General features: G+C 45.4%; 17 protein-coding genes. 4 read left to right on the top strand and 13 right to left on the bottom strand.

Annotated features, from left to right (window positions below; genetic code table 11):
• The 13 genes from Q0993_RS20950 to Q0993_RS20890 form a co-directional block, all read right to left on the bottom strand.
• Entirely contained in the window at positions 1-717 is a 717-nt protein-coding gene (locus Q0993_RS20950; RefSeq protein ID WP_299537109.1) for a GntR family transcriptional regulator, read from the bottom strand.
• Positions 717-1,634: a sugar phosphate isomerase/epimerase gene (locus Q0993_RS20945; protein ID WP_299537107.1), complete on the bottom strand. Its 918-nt coding sequence runs from the start codon at positions 1,632-1,634 to the stop codon at positions 717-719. Before Q0993_RS20945 ends, Q0993_RS20950 begins: the two co-directional genes overlap by 1 nt.
• Positions 1,635-1,782: 148 nt before the next feature.
• Positions 1,783-2,211 (bottom strand): hypothetical protein, encoded by a 429-nt coding sequence (locus Q0993_RS20940; RefSeq protein WP_299537105.1) that lies wholly within the window; start codon positions 2,209-2,211, stop codon positions 1,783-1,785.
• 1 nt (position 2,212) lies between these two features.
• Positions 2,213-2,464 (bottom strand): phosphopantetheine-binding protein, encoded by a 252-nt coding sequence (locus Q0993_RS20935; protein WP_299537104.1) that lies wholly within the window; start codon positions 2,462-2,464, stop codon positions 2,213-2,215.
• Positions 2,465-2,504: 40 nt separating this feature from the next.
• On the bottom strand, positions 2,505-3,779 hold the full coding sequence (locus Q0993_RS20930) for a beta-ketoacyl synthase (protein ID WP_299537102.1): 1,275 nt from the start codon (positions 3,777-3,779) through the stop codon (positions 2,505-2,507).
• The gene (locus tag Q0993_RS20925) at positions 3,772-4,227 is read right to left on the bottom strand and encodes a 3-hydroxyacyl-ACP dehydratase FabZ family protein (protein WP_299537100.1); all 456 of its coding nucleotides are present in this window, start codon (positions 4,225-4,227) and stop codon (positions 3,772-3,774) included. The genes Q0993_RS20930 and Q0993_RS20925 overlap by 8 nt, the downstream gene beginning before the upstream one ends.
• Before the next feature lie 11 nt (positions 4,228-4,238).
• A complete protein-coding gene (locus tag Q0993_RS20920; RefSeq protein ID WP_299537097.1) occupies positions 4,239-5,030 on the bottom strand; it encodes an SDR family oxidoreductase in 792 nt (263 codons plus the stop codon).
• A 97-nt stretch (positions 5,031-5,127) separates the two neighbouring features.
• Positions 5,128-6,183, bottom strand: coding sequence for a type III polyketide synthase (locus Q0993_RS20915; protein WP_299537094.1), 1,056 nt, complete (start codon positions 6,181-6,183; stop codon positions 5,128-5,130).
• A complete protein-coding gene (locus tag Q0993_RS20910; protein ID WP_299537092.1) occupies positions 6,176-6,901 on the bottom strand; it encodes a methyltransferase domain-containing protein in 726 nt (241 codons plus the stop codon). The genes Q0993_RS20915 and Q0993_RS20910 overlap by 8 nt, the downstream gene beginning before the upstream one ends.
• Positions 6,902-6,903: 2 nt before the next feature.
• The gene (locus Q0993_RS20905) at positions 6,904-8,028 is read right to left on the bottom strand and encodes an NAD(P)/FAD-dependent oxidoreductase (RefSeq protein WP_299537089.1); all 1,125 of its coding nucleotides are present in this window, start codon (positions 8,026-8,028) and stop codon (positions 6,904-6,906) included.
• Between the two features lie 73 nt (positions 8,029-8,101).
• The gene (locus Q0993_RS20900) at positions 8,102-8,791 is read right to left on the bottom strand and encodes an OmpA family protein (RefSeq protein ID WP_299537087.1); all 690 of its coding nucleotides are present in this window, start codon (positions 8,789-8,791) and stop codon (positions 8,102-8,104) included.
• An 11-nt stretch (positions 8,792-8,802) separates the two neighbouring features.
• The gene (locus Q0993_RS20895; protein WP_299537085.1) at positions 8,803-9,288 is read right to left on the bottom strand and encodes a lipocalin family protein; all 486 of its coding nucleotides are present in this window, start codon (positions 9,286-9,288) and stop codon (positions 8,803-8,805) included.
• A gap of 139 nt (positions 9,289-9,427) precedes the next feature.
• Positions 9,428-11,404 carry a dehydrogenase E1 component subunit alpha/beta gene (locus tag Q0993_RS20890; protein WP_299537083.1) on the bottom strand — a complete coding sequence of 659 codons (1,977 nt, stop codon included), beginning with the start codon at positions 11,402-11,404 and terminating at the stop codon, positions 9,428-9,430.
• A 114-nt stretch (positions 11,405-11,518) separates the two neighbouring features.
• On the opposite strand from Q0993_RS20890, the gene Q0993_RS20885 reads away from it, so the two are divergent.
• The 4 genes from Q0993_RS20885 to Q0993_RS20870 all read left to right on the top strand — a co-directional run bounded on the left by Q0993_RS20885 (position 11,519) and on the right by Q0993_RS20870 (position 15,487).
• A complete protein-coding gene (locus tag Q0993_RS20885; protein ID WP_299537081.1) occupies positions 11,519-12,469 on the top strand; it encodes a 2-oxoglutarate and iron-dependent oxygenase domain-containing protein in 951 nt (316 codons plus the stop codon).
• Between the two features lie 27 nt (positions 12,470-12,496).
• Positions 12,497-14,083, top strand: coding sequence for a sulfatase (locus tag Q0993_RS20880; RefSeq protein WP_299537078.1), 1,587 nt, complete (start codon positions 12,497-12,499; stop codon positions 14,081-14,083).
• A 17-nt stretch (positions 14,084-14,100) separates the two neighbouring features.
• The gene (locus tag Q0993_RS20875; RefSeq protein ID WP_299537075.1) at positions 14,101-14,430 is read left to right on the top strand and encodes a translation initiation factor; all 330 of its coding nucleotides are present in this window, start codon (positions 14,101-14,103) and stop codon (positions 14,428-14,430) included.
• A gap of 124 nt (positions 14,431-14,554) precedes the next feature.
• Positions 14,555-15,487: a DUF1835 domain-containing protein gene (locus Q0993_RS20870; protein WP_299537073.1), complete on the top strand. Its 933-nt coding sequence runs from the start codon at positions 14,555-14,557 to the stop codon at positions 15,485-15,487.
• Position 15,488 lies beyond the last annotated feature (1 nt).

Raw genomic sequence — 15,488 nt, 5'->3', positions numbered from 1 at the left:
TTAATTAAAAAAATTACTTATCGCGTACTTTTCAGTATTGCAGTACAGCGAACTATAGATATGAAAGTCGGGTTTGCTGGTCAGGTACTTTCTGTTGATATGGAGTACAGGAGTATAGGGCTCCAGCCCAAGACGTTTTACAATGGTTTCCGGAGCATGTATGGCTCTTACATCCTGTAGGACTTTTAGAATTTCGATTGTATAGGTCTGCTGTAAGGTGGTAAACAGTGAACCGTTCCCCATAGTTCCCATTAGGTTGGGCACACTCTTTTGCGGAATATAGGTAAACTCCAACATCACGGGATGCCCCTCTACGCTCCTCAAACGTTCCAGAAAATAACAGCCTGTCTCCTTTTCGGAAGGGGCGAGCTCATAAAAAAATGGAGAGGGCCAAACTCCGATCTCCCCCATTTTTAGATTTTGGGTGGTGGAGGACAAGGCAGAGGATTCCAAGACCTCGGAAAACCCCTTAAAGGTCAAAAGGCCCAGGGTCTTCCGGTCATTGACCACCACACTGCCAATACCCATTCGCTTTTCGATAAATCCTTCGCGAACCAATTCCTGTAATCCTTGCCGTACCGTGGCCCGGGTAATCTTATATTGGGCGCTCAACTCGTTTTCGGAGGGCAATAGGGAACCTTTTGAAATGGCGCCCGAAAGGATACCCTGCTTTAGGTCCAGGTGCAGCTTTTTATATTGGGGCAACGTCTTTTCCACTAGGACAAAAATTGACGCAGATAGTTGCGACTGGTTAAGATCGCCGACTTAACATCTTCTTCCGATCCTTCAAAGGCCTTGTCCTCCACCTCAATGCAAACAGGACCTTTGTAGCCTACCGAAGTGAGGGCAGAAAAGAAATCGCGCCACCTCACATCCCCAAGTCCCGGTATTTTAGGTGAGTGATATTCCAAGGGATAGGCCAATATGCCCACCTTATCCAATTTATCCTTATAGACCTTTACATCCTTAAGATGAATATGGAACAGTTTTTCCTTAAAGTTATAGATGGGCTGTATTTCATCCATCTGCATCCAGACCAAATGGGAAGGGTCATAATTGAGTCCGAAATTATCACTGGGAATCATGTTGAACATTTTATCCCAAATGGCCGGGGAAATCGCCAGGTTTTTGCCCCCGGGCCATTCATCCCGGGTAAAAAGCATGGGACAGTTTTCGATCCCTATCCTTACCCCCTCTTTTTCTGCATGGGCTATGATATCCGTCCACACCTCCTTAAACCGGTCCAGATTATAGTCCACATTCTTGTTCGGATTCCTTCCTATAAAGGTATTGACCACAGGGATACCCAGTTTTGGGGCCGCGGAAATCAATTTCTTGATATGTTCAATATAGACCGCTGCATTTTCCGTATTGGGATCCAAAGGGTTGGGATAATACCCCAAGCCGGACAAGTAAACCCCGTTTTCCTGCAAGGTTTGCTGAATGGCATTTTTTTGGGCATCCAGGGTGTCTACATCAATATGGGTAACCCCGGCATAACGCCGTGTATCCTTACCCCCACTGGGCCAACACATGACCTCAATACATTGAAACCCATTTTCCGAAGCAAAATGGATAACTTCCTCAAAACGCTTTTCCGCTAGTATGGCACTTACAAATCCAAGGTGAAACATATTGGTGTTTTTACCAAATATAGGAATCCCAACCTGTCTATACAAGTTAATTTGAGAACATAAATGAATAACTATTTACAAAAGGAGAAAAAATCCATTGCTAAGGCAGTTTTACCATCCAAATATCGGATGGTGAAAGCCGGGTATATCAGTTAGACTTAAAAATAAGCTGGTAAATCTTGCCCACCGCCCAGTTGCCCAAAGGAAAATAGAGCCCAAAGAAAAGTGCCATTCCCAAGGAGAAATTACGGATACCAAAAAATTGGTCCAAGATATTATTCGGATAGGCGTATGAGGTCTGCAGGGCATATCCTCCAAATTCCAGGAGACACATGGCTATAAGGCCATAAGCGTATTGCATATGGAAGGGAAGGCCACGTAATAGCAGGGAAATAGGTACCATATATAGGATATAGGTGGTAATTACCTGCCACCAATAGGTGAATTTTGCGATTTCCACTTGTGTACCGAACCAGTTCATCCCCAAACCCCATACGAAATAGACAATACAATAGATCAGAATCAATCGCTTGTCTACTTGAAGTCGGGGCAGGGCCCATTGCAAAAATTCCTTCATTTTACTTTTTTGAAAGTTTGGTTTCAATAATATCCAAAGCGTCACCAACAGTCTGCATTTGTTCCATATCCTCATTTTCGAGCATAATATCAAAGGCATCCTCAACATCCAAAATAATATCCACCAAATGGGCGGAATTGATATTGAGTTCGTTGGTGAAATGGCTTTTTTCCGATATATCGGTAACGGATACGTCTTCGGGAAGGTAAATCTGTATGATATCCCTTAGCTTGTGATAGCGCTCTTCGTTCATCTTTTCATAGCAATTTGGACTCCGGGAAGTCGTTGAGGCATCAGTCGTTAAAAGCCCTAAAAATAACACATGCATTGACATCTCCAAAACCAAAACTGGCCTTTGCTATTATTTTTGGGGAATAAGGTATCGTTTTGACCGGGATTCTGGCCGGGTCTACGCTACTGGAAACCTCAGGGTGCAGATCATCACAATTGCTATTGCCAAATAGACATTGGTTCTGAAATTGCAACAAGGCCCCTACGCATTCTATACTTCCCGCAGCTGCCAAGCAATGGCCGAACAGGCTTTTAAAGGCATTGACATATGGGAATTCGGATCCCTCGCGTTCCAGGGCAAGGCTCCAATTTCTGATTTCTATAGGGTCCTTCGCCGTTGCGGTAAGGTGGCCGTTGATGACATCCACATCTTGCTTTTGAATTCCCGCTTGTGCTATCGCTTGCACGATACATCGTTGTACGGCTTCGTTATTGGGGGCGGTCATGCTACCTCCTGCACGTTGTCCTCCACTATTGACCGCTCCTCCCAACACTTCGGCATAAATTCGGGCTCCCCGGGCCTTGGCACTTTCCAAGGATTCCAAAACCAGGGCCCCCGCCCCACTCCCCGGTACGAATCCGGCCGCAGAGGCACTCAAGGGCCTACTGCCTTGCGTAGGGGTATCGTTGTACTGTCTGGGTAGGATTCGCATGGCATCGAAACCACCCCAAACATAGGGTCCACTATCACTGCAACTCCCAGCGAGCATACGCTCCGCCTTTCCCGAAGCAATGCGGTCATAGGCCATTAATACGGCCTCGGTTCCGGTTGTACAGGCCGATGAGTTGGTGGTCACTTGATTGCCACAACCCAAAATGCCCCCTAAATAGGCACTGATACCACTGGCCATGGTCTGCAATACGGTAGTACTTCCCAAACGCCGCACCTTGTGATCATCTACCAAATGAATGGACTCCCGAAATTTGTCGACACCCAAAATTCCAGTTCCAAAAACTATTCCGCTTTCCCAGTCGGGTTTGTCCAGATCCCGAGGTTTCAATCCGGCGTCCTTCCAGGCATCACTACCCGCAATGACCCCATAGACGACCCCACTGGCATTTAGACCTCGTAATTGCAGGGGAGTAAAATAGTGATGTACCAGATTGTCCCTGATCAAAGGCTCCCCGGCAATTTGACAACCAAAATTCAATTCCCTTAGTCGGGCTTGAAAACGGATACCACTCTTCCCATGCTGCAAGGAGTCAGCAAATTCTTCCAGCCCTACTCCATTCGGTGCACAGACACCCAAACCCGTAATAACGACCCTCCTATTCAATATCCTGCAACTTTAACATCCCTGAAATAATTCCCTTGCATACCAATTTTCCGGAAGCGTTGTGCATTTTTACCCGACATTTTAACTTGTTGAAACGAAAATAGATTTTCTCGGAGGTGACCGTCACTTTTTCATTGGGCAATACCGGATGATAAAAATCCATCTCGGAGCTGCTTAATCCCACCGCAATTCTGGCACCTTTGTTTTCCCTTATATATACCTCCATCAAAAAAATTCCCAAACACACCAATCCGATCTGCGCACAACACTCTGTTAGGATTACTCCGGGGGTAACCGGAAAATCCCTAAAATGACCCTGATAAAAATCCAGATTGGGTGAAAAAGTAAAGGCCCCAACTACCCCATCCTCGGTCACCTCCAGAAGTTCCTCTACAAAAAGAAAGGGTGCGGTATAAGGCAGTAAATCTAAAATCTCCTGATTCTTCAAAGTCCTATAGTTTATCTAAGGCTTTCACCGCCATCTACTTTTATCACCGTGCCCGTTATCCATTTGGCCTCTTCTGTGGTTAAGAGATACACGGCATTGGCCACATCCTCGGGGGTGGTCAAACGACCATTGGGATTGCGTCTTATGGCGCTTTCCCGTAACTTTTCATAACCGGGAATCCTTTGAAAGGCTTGGGTCTCCACTACCCCGGCCTGAATACAATTCGCCTTAATACCCATAGGTGCAAACTCCAAAGCGATATTCCGGGTCAAAGCCTCCAGGGTTACTTTTGCGGCGGATACAGCTGCATACCCCGGCCAGGCCTTGGTGTTACCTTCACTGGTAAAGGATATGATTCGTGCATCATTGGCAAATAGTCCCAATGTGACCAGATTTCGGGTCCAATCATAGAGACTCAGGGCCATGGCATTAAGGGTGAGCTGAAAATCCTGCTGGTTTAAGGTGCTTTGCGTTTCCCCATACATAGGCTTAAGGCTTCCCTTGGCAATACTATGTACCAAAACCTTTAGGTGCTGTCCTTCACCCAAATGGGTCTTTATTTCTTGAAGGGTTTCTTCCCTTTTTTCGGCATTGGCCGCATCCATATTAAAGCTCAACAATTGTACCCCCAAAGCCCTGATTCCTTGAAACTCCGATTCTATCCCTTCCAATTCCGATCGTCTATCCCGATGAACCACGAGGATATTAAAACCGTGGAAGGCCAATTTTTTTGCGGTAGCCAGCCCTAACCCACTACTACCGCCCAATACCAAAGCCCATTCTATATTTCTACTATTGTTCATATACGCTATTAAAAAACGTGTTGAGTCCTTAAGTCTTTAATCCTTGGTCTTTTGTACCGGCTTCCAGCCGCTAACCAGCGCCTACAAAACGTACTGTTTACCATTCCAACAACACGCGTTGTGCCGAAAACCCAGGACCAAAGCTCAATAGCAATCCTTGCTGCCCCTGTGGTATCTCCCGTTCCAAAAATCGTTCTAACACGTAAAGCACCGTAGCACTGCTCATATTGCCATATTTACGTAAAACCTCCCGGGTATCATCTATATTTTTCCCTAATTTTCCAAAAAGCTCCTCTACCGTCTGTACAATCTTCCGCCCCCCGGGATGAAAGATCAGGTGGTCCACATTTTCTATAGATGTACCCTGTTTTTTCAAAAAAGGATGGATTATCTTGGGGAAATGTTCAGCTATGGTCTCCGGTACCGAAGCGTCCAATATCATTTTTAACCCGGTATTCGTCAAATCAAAGCCCATTAGATGCGTGGCCTCGGTAAAGTGATACATGCCTTCCCCAACGATTCTGGGACCTGAAGCTTTGTCCTCGGAAGATAGCAGTACGCAGGCCGCCCCATCGCCAAAAATGGCAGCACTTACCATATTGGCCATGGAGAAATCGTCTAGTTGAAAGGTGGCCGTGGGACTTTCCACTGCTACGAGTGCCAGTCTTTTCCCAGGATTGGATTTTAGAAAATTATGGGCATATATCAACCCGGAAATTCCCGCGGCGCATCCCATCTCCGTTACGGGAAGCCGCACAATGTCCTGTTTGAGTCCCAAATCGTTGACCAAATAGGCATCCAAGGATGGAATCATGATTCCAGTACAACTTACCGTTACGATATAGTCCAATGATTCTGGTTGCCAACCACTTTGCTCCAAGGCCTTCTGCAAAACCGATTTTCCCAATTTCTTGACTTCCCTGACGTATATCGCGTTTTTTTCCTCAAAAGAAGTAGCCGTAAACACTTCTTCAATATCCATTATTCCGTACCGCCTTTCCACTCCGGCCCCTTCAAAGATTTTAATGACCTTCCTTTTAAACCGCTCCTCCTGACCGCTTAACCAGAAATCGACAAAAGGGAGGATATCCTTGGTATCCCTGGAATAGGCGGGTAATACCTTGGTGGTAGAAACTATACGTACCTCATTCATATGTTCGGGTTAGTCGGTGCATTTTAATGATCCATACATATCTAAAGGCCCATTGTCCCATAATTTTGTGTTCGACCCCTGAAATCCCTTTGGAAAATTGCATCAATTCAGCTTTGGTAAAACCGCGCTCTATAGAGACCAGGCCATCGTTTTTAGCGATTGCGCTATGTATAAAAATAAGGCTAAACATCTTAAAAAGGGAATACGCCAAAGGACTTCTTTGTAAATCGTTGATTACAACCCCAATATGGGCCAACGTACTGAATCGTTTTAGAATAGCGGGTATCTGTTCATCATAAAAATGGTGTAAGGTTAAGGTGGTTATCAGGATGTCACATGCCAGACCCTGGGTATCCGAATCCATGATATCCCTTTCCAGGTAGGTGATTTCAGGAAAATCCAAGGATGCCTTCCGGGCGATTTGTAGTGCATTCCCGTTTAAATCAATTCCGAGACACTTTACACTTTTACCGATTCGCCTAAAAAAGAAAACCACCTCACGTAGCATGGCCCCGTCTCCACAACCCATATCCAAAACCGAATAACTTTCCTTTGGATTTTGGGAAACAAGTTGGGCTACGGCCCTTATGGTGCCCTTGTTGCCTCCCAAAATCCGGTTGGCCCTGTTAATGTCCTGCAATACCTCCTTTAAGGTTTGTGGAGAAACTTTGGGGTCGTCCATCAGTTCCGCTTCCCGGCTTCTTTTTGAAAAATCCATTTTCATAGTATGGGCTTACCATGGGTTTGCTTGATCAAATATCGCAATAAGCCAGGCGAACGGGTGGCCAAACCCAGGGCTATATGTGATAATTTCTTGTTGAGCAGCAGTGATTGAAGTTGTCTGCCCATCCACAAGCGATTACCAAAATGCTGCTTCCATAAGGCCGTGTACCGTTTCTCCATTATGTCCCGGTCAAATATGGAATCGGTCAAATAACAATGTATCTGTTCCGAAGCCAGTTTGGCGGAATGGATGGCCATGGCCATCCCGTTGCCACAAAGTGGATGTATAAGCCCGGCACTATCCCCGCACATGATTATGTGTTCCTTTACGGTCTCCTTTGCTTCAAAAGAAACCTGGGCAATAGCTAAGGGTTCCTTGAACAAGGGCTCGGCGTTTTCCAAGAAAGCACACAGAAAGGGATTCCGGGCCACCACCTTCTCGTTGAATCCATGAACATCGTTTTCCTTGCGAAAACTACGGTATGAAACCAAATAGCAAAAGTTTACGGCCCCGGTTTCCGTTTTGGAAAGCCCACCGTAGCCTCCTTCAAAGGTATGGAGCGCCACAAGGTTATCCGGAAAATCCTTATAGGCGTAATGGGCCTTTATACCTAACCAATGTGATTTTTTCCGAAAGAAAGGTCTGTTCAAATGTTTGTCCAGATTACTCCGCTTCCCATAGGCGCCAATTACCATTTTGGCTGAAAATGCATTACCGGATGCCGTACGTACCTCAAATTGGTCATCTGCAAATTGTATGTTCGTTACATTTTCGAAAACAAAGGGTATGTTTCTTTTTAAGGCCGACTCATACAGCAGGTTATCCAAGGCATATCGGCTGATTCCCTTTCCGCCCAAGGGAAGTTTGCCCTTTATGGATTTTCCGGACACCGTGCTTAGTTGCATGGTATCTATGGAAACGATGTTGTGGGCATCCAGGGAAATCCCAAGTTTTTTCAGATAGGGAACTACTTCTGCCGAAACATATTCCCCACATACCTTGTGATGGGGATATTGCTGTTTTTCGCAAACCAATACCGCATGTCCATTCTGCTCCAAATGCAAGGCGGCGGTAAGACCTGCCAATCCGCCACCAACAATAATCACCTCAAAATACTCCACTAAGGAAAGATAGACATTTCAAAAAAAATCCCGACCAAACGATCGGGATTTACTAGAAAAAAATGGAACTTTTCTAATTCTTTGATTGGGTTCTGGCTTCCTGTTTCAATTCATCACTTGCCATAATGGCCAATTCTACCCTCCTGTTCTTTGCCTTTCCTTCCGAAGTGGTATTATCGGCAACAGGCTGGCTCTCACCGTACCATTTTGTGGTAAACCTTCCACTGTCCAGACCTTGGGATACCAGATAATTGGAAACGGATTCCGCACGTTGTTGGGATAATTTCATATTGTACTCATCGGGACCGGCACTGTCCGTATGACCTTCTATCAAAATAACGGATTTGGGATATTCCTTGAAGATCCCTGCCAATGTATTTAGGGTTTCGGCCGAAGTGCCTTTTACATTGGACTTATTGGTATCAAAATATACGCCTTGACCTTCATTAAAGGTAACATTGATTCCCTCACCAACACGGGTAACCTCGGCTCCGGGAATTTCCTCCTCAATACGTTCGGCCTGTCGATCCATACGATCTCCGATGTAACCCCCGGCAACACCTCCAATAGCCGCGCCGATAAGGGCACCAAGTACGGTATTGCCCTTGCCCACATTGTTTCCGATAACACCGCCGATTACAGCACCACCACTGGCCCCGATTACGGCCCCCTTCTGTTTGTTATTGGCGTTCTGAACCGTTTTACAACTAATGACCAAAGTAAGGGCCATCATTACATAAATACTCTTTCGTATAGCTTTCATTTTCTTTTATTTTATTGTTTTTTGGTGAAGTCGTAGACTATGGTAACGGATTCTCCGTCCACGGACACATTGGATTTAAGGGTCATGCTTTGTTCGGATAATGAGGCGATATTTAAACGATATCCTACACCGCCATCTATATCCTTATTCTTTTCGTTGATAAATTTAAACTGCAGTTGGCTCGTATAGTTTTCCGGACGTTCAACAACGGACCAACGGATGTACCTATCCCCACCGTTGCAGAGGGTAGATGGACTAATAGTATAGCGTCCTGTACTGTTGTTATCCCTAAAGAACCATTCACTGTCCTCAAAACAAATATCTTCGGCATCGTTAAAAATGACCGATTTGAAGTTTCCGGTATTGTTCTCATAGGAAACATTGTCCAAGTTCCAAGTACCGCTTAAGAGGTTTCTCTGACCTCGAGCCGATTTGGAGACCGAACAGGATACGGATAACAGGGCAAAAGCCGTCAGCAGTAAAAAGGTTTTTTTCATTGGTGTTATTTTTTTGGTTTTCCTATATACGGGCCAAGACAATTTTTGGCCTTTTATTTTTGACAATATTTTGTTAAACCTCATCGGGTTGTTCTCGATGGCCATGTATGGTTATTGATCAACCTTTGTTTAACCTCGATCAATAGGCCAACAGCTCCTGTAATTCCTCGGCAAAACGCTTTTTGGGGAGGTAATTGTCCTCCAAACTCTTGGCAAACGGAATGGGCGTCTCCAAGCTGGCCACCCGCTTTATGGGACCATCCAAAGAGGCAAAACAATTTTCCGTGACCAAAGCGGAGATATCACTTGCAATACCCCCGAACAGACTATCCTCCTGAAGAATAATCAGTTTCCCCGTCTTTTTTACCGAATCATAGACCGTATCCATATCCAAAGGGGCCAACGTGCGCAGATCGATGAGATCGGCCTCGATTTCAGGTTGACTTTCCAAAACCTCCAGAGCCCAATGGATTCCCGCTCCATAACTTACTATGCTTATGGCCTCCCCCTCTTTCAATATCTTGGCTTTTCCGAAAGGCAATGTATAGTAATCCTCGGGTACATCTTGATATACGCTGCGATACAGGCCTTTGTGTTCAAAGAACAAAACGGGATTGGGATCGTTGATGGCCGTGGCCAAAAGGCCTTTGGCGTCATAAGGGAATGCAGGATAAACCACTTTTAATCCCGGGGTCTTGGTAAACCAGGCCTCATTGGTCTGCGAATGGAATGGCCCCGCACCTACCCCGCCCCCGCAGGGCATACGGATAACGACATCTGCCTTTTCGCCCCAACGATAATGCGATTTGGCCAAGTAATTTACTATAGGGTTGAAGCCGCTACTCACGAAGTCGGCGAACTGCATCTCCATAACGGCCTTCATTCCGTTAATGGACAATCCCATGGCCGTACCCACGATACCCGACTCACAAATGGGCGTGTTGCGGACCCTTTCCTTGCCAAATTTCTCCAGAAAGCCTTGCGTTATCTTAAAAACACCGCCGTACTCCGCGATATCCTGACCCATGACCACAAGATTATCATGCCGCTCCATAGATTGTTGCAATCCTTTGGAAATAGCATCCACTAAACGTATATTTTTGAATTTTTCTTTTGGTTTAACTTCTTGATAATCATAATTTTTAAAGACATCATTTAATTCATGAGTTTCAGTTGAATCAATACTGTCTTCCGCAAAGGCCTTCTTCAGGTTTTCCTCAATCTCATGGACTATGACCTTTTTAATGGTTACTTCCTCTTCCTCGGAAAGGATCTTTTGGTTCCGCAAATATTCGGTGTAGTTTTCCAAGGGATCTTTGGACGCCCAGTGATCCATCAAGGCCTGTGGCACATATTTGGTTCCGCTGGCCTCTTCATGGCCCCGCATCCGGAATGTTTCAAATTCCAACAAAATCGGTTGTGGGTTCTTGCGAATTCGCTTGCATAGGGAATCCACCATGGTATACACCTCCAGAACGTTATTGCCATCAATGGTATGGGATTCCATACCATATCCTATCCCCTTATCCCTTAGATTTTTGCAATTGTACTGTTCGTTGGTTGGCGTAGAAAGGCCGTAGCCATTATTTTCAATGCAAAAAAGGACCGGAAGGTTCCAGACCGAGGCTATGTTCAATGCTTCATGAAAATCCCCTTCACTGGTACCCCCTTCTCCGGAAAAAACGGCCGTTACCTTGCCTTCATTTTTGAGGAGATGGGCCAAGGCAATCCCATCCGCAACCCCAAGCTGGGGGCCTAAATGGGAAATCATACCTACAATTTTAAACGCCTGTGTTCCAAAATGAAAGCTCCGGTCCCTGCCTTTTGTAAATCCACTGGCCTTTCCTTGCCACTGTGCAAAAAGCCGATGCAAGGGAATACCCCGGGTCGTGAAAACACCCAGGTTGCGGTGCATGGGAAGTATGTATTCATCGGGCTGCATGGCACTGGTAACCCCCACGGCAATTGCTTCCTGACCTATACCACTGAACCATTTGGAAATTTTCCCTTGACGCAACAGAATCAGCATCTTTTCCTCGATCATCCGGGACTTCTGCATCCGCTCATAGAGGTCGATTTGGGTCTGGATATCCAACCCCTTATTTTGGTACTGCATGTGCGTGAATTAAGACAGGGCAAAAGTAGTGAAAAACCTTCCAATCCTTAAATTGGTTTAAAGAACGATGCGCCATTATTTATTAACTTTGGCCTATCTCAGAATTCAAAGATTATGGATACGATACCCAGTGTAGATTTAAGGGAATTTACATCCGGACAACCGGATAGGAAGCTAAAGTTTACCCAAGACATCGGGGACGCCTTTGAACAGATAGGGTTTGTGGCATTGAGCGGCCACTTCTTGTCCAACGAATTGGTAGAGGAGCTTTATGCCGAAATTAAGGGATTCTTTGGTCTTCCGCAACACATTAAGGACAAATATGAAATTGAGGGAATCGGCGGGCAAAGAGGGTATACCTCTTTCGGCAAGGAGCACGCCAAAGGCAGAAAGGAAGGGGATTTAAAGGAATTCTGGCATTTTGGACAATTTGTGGAGAACGACCCTGTATTGGAGGCGGAATATCCAGCAAATGTGAAGGTAGATGAACTCCCCAATTTTAACAAGGTCGGCAAGGAAACCTATAAAATGCTGGAAAAGACGGCCCAATATGTTTTACGCGCCTTGGCGTTACATCTCGACCTGGAAGAAACCTATTTTGACCCCTATATTACCAATGGGAACTCCATCCTTAGGCCCATCCATTATCCCCCGATAACCCAAGAGCCCAAAAACGCCGTACGGGCCGCCGCACATGGCGACATCAATTTAATTACCTTATTAATGGGTGCCCATGGGAAGGGGCTTCAGGTACAAAATCATAGAGGCGAATGGATCGATGCCGTGGCACGTCCTGACCAACTTATGATCAATGTGGGGGACATGTTGTCCCGACTTACCAATGACAGACTGAAGTCCACCATACATCGGGTGGTGAATCCTCCTAAGGAGCTATGGGGCGTTTCCCGTTATTCGATACCGTTTTTTATGCATCCCATTAGCCAAATGCCCCTAAATTGTTTGGAACACTGTGTAGATGACGAACATCCCAAACACTATGCGGATATTTCTGCAGGCGAGTTTCTACATGAACGATTGATCGAATTGGGATTGATAAAAAAATAATTTTTCCAACCAAAAAGTAACTAAACCTTGCGAAAAACGATACGATTACTCCTTTTCTCCCCCATCTTGTTCCCATGTATATCATGTAAGGAACATCCCGAAGTAATTAAAAAACGGCCCAACATACTTTTTATTCTGGCGGATGATCTCGGTGTTCACGACTTAAGCAGTACGGGGAGTACCTACTATGAAACTCCTAACATAGACCGCATTGCATCGGAAGGGATGGTCTTTGAACAAGGCTACGCCGCCAGTAGGGTGTGCAGCCCTTCCCGGGCCAGTATCATGACGGGGAAGTTTACGGCACGACATGGCATTACGGATTGGATAGGGGCCAAATCCGGGACGGCTTGGCGGGATCATAAGAGGTACGATAAACTGTTGCCGGCGGAATATGTCCACGCCTTGCCCAAAGCCGATGTGGTCTTGCCCGAGGCTATAAAAGCCGCAGGATATACGACCTTCTTTGCCGGAAAATGGCATTTGGGCAACAAGGGGTCTTATCCCGAGGAGCATGGATTTGACATCAACAAGGGTGGATGGGAAAAGGGCAGTCCTATCGGAGGCTATTTTTCGCCATGGAAAAACCCAAATCTCGAAAACTTGGTCGATGGGGAAAACCTATCCATGCGTCTGGCCAAGGAAACTTCCGATTTCATTAAAACGCATAAGGATTCCACGTTTTTTGCCATGCTCTCTTTCTATGCGGTACATGGCCCCATACAGACCACCCAAAACAAATGGGCAAAATATCGCGAAAAAGCCACAAATACCGGATTGGCTGAGAATGGCTATGTCATGGAACGAAATCTTCCCATACGGCAGGTACAGGACAACCCAATTTATGCCGGTCTGGTGGAAAGTATGGATGATGCTGTAGGTTTGGTCCTAAATACACTGGATCAATTGGGTCTTGAAGAGCATACCATAGTCATTTTTACCTCGGACAATGGCGGGGTCGCTTCCGGGGATGCTTTTTCGACGAGCAATCTTCCTTTGCGTGGCGGAAAGGGATACCAATGGGAAGGCGGCATCCGGGAGCCTTATTTTATCAAGGTACCGTGGTTGGACAACAAGGGAGGCCGTACCGATTATCCCGTATCGGGAACGGATTTTTATCCCACGATTCTCGATCTGGCCGATATCGACCCCTTGCCCGGACAACATATGGACGGCATAAGCCTAAAACCCGTGCTGGAAGGGAAGACCTTGCCCGAAAGGACTCTTTTTTGGCATTATCCGCATTATGGCAACCAAGGCGGCGACCCCTCTTCCATAGTCCGCAAGGGCAAATGGAAGTTGATCCATTACTGGGAAGATGGTAGCCAGGAACTTTATGATCTGGAGGAAGACCCAGGGGAGCAAAAGGATGTTAAAGCGGAACACCCTGAAATAACCGCAGATTTAAGTAGTGCGCTAAAATCCTGGTTGGCAGAGGTCAAGGCGGTTATCCCCGAAAAAGACGCTGAATATGACCCAAAAATGGACGAGCTTCGAGATGCCCGTATTACTAACGAGTTGTGGCCCAAATTGGAAAGGGAACGTTTGGAATTCCTTTCCGAAACCTTTGAACCCAATGCAAATTGGTGGGGGAGCCAAACGACTACCGATTAACCAAAAAGTATTCAAGAATGGATCTTAAAGACCAGCTCAAAAACCTTTTCCCGGACCATATTCCGGAGGAAGGAGAAGCAAAACCCCATGCAAAACCCGACATCTGGCTACAGGACGACCCCATCCTTTGTAAATATGAAAAACGCAAAGGCAAACCCGTTACAATTCTGGAAGGATATAATGGGGCGGATAAGGACTTTAAAAAATTGGCCAAGGAATTGAAAACACGGTTGAGCGTAGGTGGCTCTATTAAAGGTGAAATTATCATCATTCAAGGGGATTATCGTAAAAAAATAATGGAAATCCTTACGGAAAAGGGGTTTAAGGTAAAACGTGTGGGCGGGTAAAATATCCGTTCTTTTATTGCGATGCCTTAACACTCAATGAGTTGCGTAGTTTTCTGTTAATTTTTTTTGTTTTTTTCGATTAAATGTTACTTTTAACCGATTAAACCTAAACCGAGACCATTTTATGAGTTCCCTACTACATATTACCAACGGAGACAGTTTCACAGAGCGGTTAAAAACGCTTGATTTTAAGGGGGACATCATTACTTGGCGTGAAATGTTGTGTGAGGGCCGAACCGAAACCAACGTGGGCAGTGAATCCTTCTGGAAGATCCGATTTGAGTTTCTACATAAGAATTATAAGGTCTCCAAATCTTGGTTTATTGAGAAGACGTTAAAGGAATACCGATCACTTTGCAATCACAAACAACAAGACCAGATCATTTTGTGGTTTGAATACGACCTATTCTGCCAAATAAATCTGTTGGCCGTGGTCAGTTGGCTCAAGGCCAACCGAAAATATGCCGAAATTTCCTTGGTTTGCAGTGGAAAGGAAGATGAATCCGAAAGGTTGTATGGTCTTAACGAACTCACAAACGAACAATTACAAAAATTGTTCGACCATCGGATAATTCTAAATCAGGATGACATAGAATACGCCGATTACATTTGGCAGCTGTACTGCAGTGACAATCCCATACGCCTTGAAAATTTGACCGATTTTGGCGATTTTCAGTTCAACTACCTTTCCGATGCCATTCAGGCGCATCTAAAGCGGTTCCCTACCATTAAAAATGGGCTGAACAATGTGGAAAACCATGTGTTGAACCTTTCCTTGGAACATAGACCCAAGTCAAAACGGGAACTCATGGGTACTATTCTTCGGAATCAGGGGATTTATGGTTTTGGCGATTCCCAATTTGAACGTGTTATCTCCTTATTAAAACCTTTGTACACCTCTTTTAACCCTGTGAGGCTTTCCAAAAAAGGCAAGGAGATACTAGAGGGAAAAACCAACTATTATTCCGCTATGAGGGATAATGAGGCCTATTTGGGAGGTGCCTTAAAATACAACTATCTCTACAATACGGATTCTAACAGAATACTTAAGCTCTAAG

It is taken from the genome of Ulvibacterium sp. (assembly GCF_028285715.1).
In the GTDB taxonomy this organism is placed as follows: domain Bacteria; phylum Bacteroidota; class Bacteroidia; order Flavobacteriales; family Flavobacteriaceae; genus Ulvibacterium.
Note: the sequence above shows the minus strand (reverse complement) of the source record. Positions and strands in the feature narration are given on the sequence as shown.

Bases quoted from the DNA above. Each gene is read 5' to 3' on its own strand.
- Q0993_RS20870 (WP_299537073.1), top strand. From the start codon at position 14,555: ATGAGTTCCCTACTACATATTACCAACGGAGACAGTTTCACAGAGCGG.
- Q0993_RS20935 (WP_299537104.1), bottom strand. From the start codon at position 2,464: ATGAACGAAGAGCGCTATCACAAGCTAAGGGATATCATACAGATTTAC.
- Q0993_RS20890 (WP_299537083.1), bottom strand. From the start codon at position 11,404: ATGCAGTACCAAAATAAGGGGTTGGATATCCAGACCCAAATCGACCTC.
- Q0993_RS20945 (WP_299537107.1), bottom strand. From the start codon at position 1,634: ATGTTTCACCTTGGATTTGTAAGTGCCATACTAGCGGAAAAGCGTTTT.
- Q0993_RS20915 (WP_299537094.1), bottom strand. From the start codon at position 6,183: ATGAATGAGGTACGTATAGTTTCTACCACCAAGGTATTACCCGCCTAT.
- Q0993_RS20885 (WP_299537081.1), top strand. From the start codon at position 11,519: ATGGATACGATACCCAGTGTAGATTTAAGGGAATTTACATCCGGACAA.
- Q0993_RS20920 (WP_299537097.1), bottom strand. From the start codon at position 5,030: ATGAACAATAGTAGAAATATAGAATGGGCTTTGGTATTGGGCGGTAGT.
- Q0993_RS20910 (WP_299537092.1), bottom strand. From the start codon at position 6,901: ATGGATTTTTCAAAAAGAAGCCGGGAAGCGGAACTGATGGACGACCCC.
- Q0993_RS20940 (WP_299537105.1), bottom strand. From the start codon at position 2,211: ATGAAGGAATTTTTGCAATGGGCCCTGCCCCGACTTCAAGTAGACAAG.
- Q0993_RS20895 (WP_299537085.1), bottom strand. From the start codon at position 9,288: ATGAAAAAAACCTTTTTACTGCTGACGGCTTTTGCCCTGTTATCCGTA.
- Q0993_RS20900 (WP_299537087.1), bottom strand. From the start codon at position 8,791: ATGAAAGCTATACGAAAGAGTATTTATGTAATGATGGCCCTTACTTTG.
- Q0993_RS20875 (WP_299537075.1), top strand. From the start codon at position 14,101: ATGGATCTTAAAGACCAGCTCAAAAACCTTTTCCCGGACCATATTCCG.